Origin of the sequence: Corynebacterium sp. HMSC078A10, assembly GCF_001811565.1 — a bacterium.
GTDB classification, from domain to species: domain Bacteria; phylum Actinomycetota; class Actinomycetes; order Mycobacteriales; family Mycobacteriaceae; genus Corynebacterium; species Corynebacterium hesseae.
In genome coordinates, this window is the sequence record NZ_KV805192.1 from 1 (window position 1) to 1,765 (window position 1,765).

Here is a 1,765-nt window from a genome sequence, read left to right on the forward strand (position 1 = left end):
TACAACCAGGGAACAATGCCCCAGACACCCAACAATGCACCAAGCACTTATCAATACGCAGTTAGACGCACATGTGTTAGTTGAATCATCATTCTGGTTAAGATGTATCTCCACCCGATTATCAATAGGCGGCAGTAAAACAATCGTCTACATAAACCACCAAGCGAGTAAGAATAAACACTCACACGCTATACAGCACCAACTGGTGCCCAAATAATGCTCCTTAGAAAGGAGGTGATCCACCCGCACCTTCCGGTACGGGTACCTTGTTACGACTTCGTCCCAATCGCCGATCCCACCTTCGACAGCTCCCTAACAAGTTTAGGCCACTGGCTTCGGGTGTTACCAACTTTCATGACGTGACGGGCGGTGTGTACAAGGCCCGGGAACGTATTCACCGCAGCGTTGCTGATCTGCGATTACTAGCGACTCCGACTTCATGGGGTCGAGTTGCAGACCCCAATCCGAACTAAGACCGGCTTTCAGCGATTCGCTCCACCTCACAGTGTCGCTGCGCGTTGTACCGACCATTGTAGCATGTGTGAAGCCCTGGACATAAGGGGCATGATGATTTGACGTCATCCCCACCTTCCTCCGAGTTAACCCCGGCAGTCTCTCATGAGTCCCCAACCAAATGCTGGCAACATAAGACAAGGGTTGCGCTCGTTGCGGGACTTAACCCAACATCTCACGACACGAGCTGACGACAACCATGCACCACCTGTACACCAACCACAAGGGACACTACATCTCTGCAGCAATCTGGTGTATGTCAAGCCCAGGTAAGGTTCTTCGCGTTGCATCGAATTAATCCACATGCTCCGCCGCTTGTGCGGGCCCCCGTCAATTCCTTTGAGTTTTAGCCTTGCGGCCGTACTCCCCAGGCGGGGCGCTTAATGCGTTAGCTACGGCACAGAAGACGTGGAAGCCCCCTACACCTAGCGCCCACCGTTTACGGCATGGACTACCAGGGTATCTAATCCTGTTTGCTACCCATGCTTTCGCTCCTCAGCGTCAGTAACTGCCCAGAGACCTGCCTTCGCCATCGGTGTTCCTCCTGATATCTGCGCATTTCACCGCTACACCAGGAATTCCAGTCTCCCCTACAGCACTCAAGTTATGCCCGTATCGCCTGCACGCCCGAAGTTAAGCCCCGGAATTTCACAGACGACGCGACAAACCACCTACGAGCTCTTTACGCCCAGTAATTCCGGACAACGCTCGCACCCTACGTATTACCGCGGCTGCTGGCACGTAGTTAGCCGGTGCTTCTTATACAGGTACCGTCACAAAAAGCTTCGTCCCTGTCGAAAGGAGTTTACAACCCGAAGGCCGTCATCCCCCACGCGGCGTCGCTGCATCAGGCTTCCGCCCATTGTGCAATATTCCCCACTGCTGCCTCCCGTAGGAGTCTGGGCCGTATCTCAGTCCCAATGTGGCCGTACACCCTCTCAGGCCGGCTACCCGTCGACGCCTTGGTAGGCCATTACCCCACCAACAAGCTGATAGGCCGCGAGCTCATCTTGCACCGAAAAAACTTTCCAACCACCACACTAAAGGCAGTTCATATCCGGTATTAGACCCAGTTTCCCAAGCTTATCCCAGAGTGCAAGGCAGATCACCCACGTGTTACTCACCCGTTCGCCACTCGAGTACCCCAGCAAGCTGAGGCCTTTCCGTTCGACTTGCATGTGTTAAGCACGCCGCCAGCGTTCGTCCTGAGCCAGGATCAAACTCTCCACAAAAAAGGCCGTGAAAAGCCCAA

The 1,765-nt window shown here is 54.1% G+C and carries 1 rRNA gene; it reads right to left on the minus strand.

What is annotated here, in order from left to right:
- Window positions 1–227 precede the first annotated feature (227 nt).
- A 16S ribosomal RNA gene (locus tag HMPREF2808_RS02760) occupies window positions 228–1,745 on the minus strand.
- Between the last annotated feature and the right edge of the window lie 20 nt (window positions 1,746–1,765).